Annotated in this window: 2 protein-coding genes; both read right to left on the bottom strand. The window is 48.9% G+C overall.

Annotation, left to right across the window (positions count from 1 at the left end; all coding sequences use genetic code 11):
• On the bottom strand, positions 1 to 1,120 hold a 1,120-nt coding region (locus ABGY95_RS07935; RefSeq protein WP_347441150.1), incomplete at its 3' end, for a DUF1501 domain-containing protein.
• 7 nt (positions 1,121 to 1,127) lie between these two features.
• Positions 1,128 to 4,373 (bottom strand): DUF1553 domain-containing protein, encoded by a 3,246-nt coding sequence (locus ABGY95_RS07930; protein WP_347441149.1) that lies wholly within the window; start codon positions 4,371 to 4,373, stop codon positions 1,128 to 1,130.
• Positions 4,374 to 4,489: the final 116 nt, after the last annotated feature.

The following is a 4,489-nucleotide window of genomic DNA, read 5'->3' as shown; positions in this document are numbered from 1 at the left end:
TGAGGTCTTGGATGAGGCCGTAACATCCTTGATCGATGTCTCCACACTGTGATTTCATATCACGTGGTAGATTGCCGTGGGCGTCCCAGCCTCGGTGGAAAATTTGGGTGAAACGGACTCCTCGCTCAGCAAGACGACGTGCCATCAATGCGGTGTAGGCGAAGGTGCCTGGCTTTTTCGAGTCGGGTCCATAGAGTTTGTAAGTGTCCTCTGATTCTTCGGACATGTCGGTAAGTTCGGGGACTGACATTTGCATGCGGTAGGCCATTTCGTATTGTTGGATGCGAGTTTGAATCTCAGGGTCGCCCACGTTTTCGAGGGTTTGTTGGTTGAGACTAGATAGCCCGTCTAGCATTGAACGACGTATTTCTCTGTCGATGCCCGGCGCATCTTTGAGGAAAAGGACGGGGTCACCTTGTGAGCGAAGGTTGACGCCAGCATGCTTACCCGGTAGGTAGGATGAGCCCCAGAGGCGCGAGGAAATGGCCTGTACGTTCGAGTAGGGGCTGGAGTGTTGAGCGTGAAGTACGCAGAAGGTGGGGAGGTCGTTGTTTAGGGAGCCTAGGCCGTAGGACAGCCAAGAGCCCATGGAGGCTTTGCCATTTTGCATCGAGCCGGTGTACATGAGTTGGTTGGCTGGCTCATGGTTGATGGCGTCGGTGTGCATTGATTTGATGACGCAGATGTCATCGACCATTTTTGCGGTGTGAGGTAGGAGGTCGGAAACCCAGGTGCCGGATTCTCCGTGTTGTTTAAAATCGCAGAATGCTGGTGCGACGGGAAAGTTGCTTTGGCCGGCAGTCATTCCAGTAAGGCGTTGGCCCGATTGCATGAGGAATTCTTTGATATCCTTTTTGAATTCTTTTTTGAGGTTGGGTTTGTAGTCGAATGTCTCAAATTGAGAAGGAGCGCCGATGAGTGAGATGTAAATCACGCGTTTCGCTTTCGGAGCAAAGTGTGAATTGCCCGTCGTTTGGCCGATGGCTCCCATGAGTTCTTTTGGGAGGAGGGAGGATAAAGCGGCGGCACCGAGACCCATGGCATTATGACGGAAGAACTGGCGACGGCTGAGCGTCTTGTTCTGGAGGTCTACTGATTTTAGTATATCTGTGAAATTCATGGGGTGCTTATTTGTTGAGGGTTTCGTCCATGTTGAGGATTTGGTTGGCAATGATTGTCCAGCTAGCGAGCTCGGAAGGATCAATATCATCGGGAGCTTTGGACTCACCAAAAGCTATGAGTTCTTTTGCTTTTTCAGGGGCTGCCTTAAATTTGTCATGTGTGAAATGGAGTGTCTTACTCACGATGACGGTTTCTTTGTTGTTGAGTTCTCGGTTGAGAAGTTGTTTGGCTATAAATTGTAACCGCGAAGGTGTGTCGGTGTGGTTTTCGAGTGCATTGGCCGCTAGTTGGCGTGAGCTTTCCACAAATTGTGGGTCATTCATGATTACGAATGCTTGTAGAGGTGTGTTGGTGCGTTCTCTTCTCACACAGGAAATCCCACGTGATGGCGCATTGAGAATTTCCATAGACGGATTTGGAGCTGTACGCTTCCAGAAGGTGTAAAGTGAGCGTCGGTAGAGTTTGTCACCAGTGTCCTGTTTGTAGTTTTTTGTATTGGAGGATTTCATCGCAACTGATTCCCATATTTTGCTTGGCTGGTAAGGTTTGACTGATGGTCCTCCTAGTTTGTTGATGAGTAATCCTGAAGAACTCAGTGCTAAGTCGCGGATTTGTTCTGCGTCTAGTCGATAGCGTGGACCTCTTGAGAGTAGCTTGTTGAGTGGGTCGGCCTCCAGCTTTTCGTGTGTGAAGGTGGCTGCTTGGCGATAAGTAGATGAGGTGACGATTGTTTTTAATAAGTGGTGGAAGTCCCATTCGTTTTCAACGAAATCAGCAGCCAACCAGTCGAGCAGCTTTGGATGGGACGGGCGGGAGCCCATGACGCCGAAGTCGTTGGTGGATTCAACAATGCCGTTGCCGAAGAGGTAGTACCAATAGCGATTGACTGTGACCCGTGCTGGTAGTGGGTTTGCTGGATCGGTTAGCCACATGGCTAGGCCAAGACGGTTTTTCGGCATGTCGTCAGTCATCGGTGGCAGTGACGCCGGCACTCCAGGCTTTAAGACTTCTTTGTCTTTCACTGCGTATTGGCCACGAATGAGAACGTGAGCAGTGGGTTTTTTGTCGGCTTTCTCCTTCATTACGAGAGTGAAAGTTCCGCGTTTTTCTATTGCCGCTTTTTCATTCTTCAGAGTAATAGACCTCTCATTGAGTTGCTTGGCGTCTTTATCGACGTGTGTGAAGTAGTATCTGCGGATTTGCTCAACGAGTTTTGGTGTCTGTTTGGATGATCTACGCAGGTTGTTGATGCGCCCATTAATAGATATGGCAACAATTTCTTCGACAGTGAGAGCTTTATTGAAGAGCTGGAAACTATGTAGCTGCCCGTTTTTGAAGTGTTGGCCATCTTGACGAGAGCCTAGCAAAAGTGGAGCCTTGCTCTTGATTGTCTCTGTGAGTTTATTGCCGTTGATATCGAGTTTTTGTTCTTTGCCATTGATGTAAATCTTCACACCTTTGGCTTTTTTCGAGCCATCGTAGGTGACAAATGCGTGAAGCCATTCATTTTTTGCGACCTTTTTCTTAGTGGTGACTTTGATATAGTCTTGTGGCCAAGCGTGGATGAGGTGAACTGCGAGTTTGCCGTTTTCAACCCAGAGATCGTATCCTCGGTGCGAGTCAGCAACATTGATTTTAGAGATTACTCCAGCTGAGATATTGTGTGGAGTTTTTATCCATGCGCCGTAGCTGAACTTGTCAGTATTCTCAAAGTCTCCTAGGTTTCCAAGGTTTATGTTATTTTGCTTGCTGAATAGGATGGCTTCACCATCGGGGCTACTAACCCATTCAAGTGGTGATCTGCTGGTGTGGCTCTTGCCTTTAGAGTCGGCAATCCCTTTTGTCTTGTCGGTGAGGGGGAGTTTGATTAGACGGGAGTTCTTGGCGACATTTGAACTGTCAGTCGCCTTGTCGGATTTTAACCAGCTCAGGAATTGTGGTTCGTGTTGCTTCTTGTGGGCTTGAGTTGCTTTGTCAGCTTCGGCTATTTCTTTATCAATAGCTGTGTAGCGACGCACGTCCTCGGGTATGGGAATGAGAAGGTTTGGTGGGTGAGTGGCGCTGTTACGGTCCAGTGCTGACATCGTGGTGTTGCGGAAAAAGGCAGTCAGCTGGTAGTTTTCTTTAGTAGAAATGGCGTCGAATTTGTGGTCGTGGCAGGCTGCGCAACCAGCAGTTAGTCCTAGCCAAGCTGATGAGGTGGTGTCGACCCGGTCTTGAGCGTAGATGGCTTCGTATTCCTCAGCGATGGCACCACCCTCTCCTGTAGTCGGTAGACAACGGTGGAAGCCTGATGCTATTTTTTGTTCCATCGTGGCATTGGGCATCATGTCGCCAGCAATTTGTTCGCGGGTGAATTGGTCAAAAGGCATGTTGCTGTTAAAGGCGTTGATGACCCAGTCACGGTAGGGCCAGATCGAGCGATAGTTGTCGATGTGGATACCGTGGGTGTCAGCGTAGCGAGCGACATCTAGCCAGTGGCGGGCGAAGTGCTCGGCGTAGGCATCAGAAGTAAGGAGTTCGTCTACTTTCTCTTCGTAGACAGTCTCGAAATCTCGCATATCAGTGATGAACTTTTGAGTCTCCTTGGCTGTTGGAGGGAGGCCCGTAAGGTCAAGGCTTAGTCGGCGCAAGAGCCGCGTTTTGTCTTGATCTGTGTTTGGTGAAAGCCCTGCGTTCTCGAGTTTCTTGGCAACGAAGTAGTCAATCGGGTTACGGGGCCAATCGCTATTGTTGATGGTTGGTAGCTCAGCTTTACTTGGTGAAATATATGCCCAGTGGTCTTCATACTCCGCGCCATCCTGGATCCACTGTCGGACCAAGGCGATATCCTGTGGGTCCATAATTTTTCCGTGCGGGCTCTTTGATGGATGGGGAGGCATGACGATATCGTGGTCATTGCTCTCCATGAGCTGTAATAAAAGTGAATTATCTGGGTCGCCTTTAATGATGACTGGTTTGCCATTTTTTCTGACAGAGAAAACACCCTCTTCGGCATCGAGCCTGAGAGGTTCGTCTTGAGGGTAGCGTGTTCCAGAGTCTGGTCCGTGACAGTGGTAGCAAGAGGCGGAGAGGATAGGTTGGATATGTTCGTTGAAGGAGATTTTTGAAGGTAGTTCAACGATCGTATTGGGAATTATACCACCGCTCGTATCGTGAGTATTGGGACTATTTATTTCGGTGGCTGTCTTTTCTGAGCAGGATGCTAAAATGAAGGTGCCACAGGCAAGGGAGAATAGTCGGAGTATCATAGGTTTAGTAGATATAGTATAATTGTACTACAGCTGGGGGCAACACATTCTATCATACGACGCTTCTTTATTGATGGGGCAACGTTTTAGGCAGCATATTTAATGCTGGAGCCAGG

Source organism: Rubritalea sp. (assembly GCF_039830215.1).
GTDB lineage: Bacteria > Verrucomicrobiota > Verrucomicrobiia > Verrucomicrobiales > Akkermansiaceae > Rubritalea.
The sequence above is the reverse complement of the archived record's forward strand: the minus strand, read 5'-3'. Positions and strand labels throughout refer to the sequence as shown.

Coding starts and splice junctions, on each gene's coding strand:
- ABGY95_RS07930 (WP_347441149.1), bottom strand. CDS start 4,373: ATGATACTCCGACTATTCTCCCTTGCCTGTGGCACCTTCATTTTAGCA.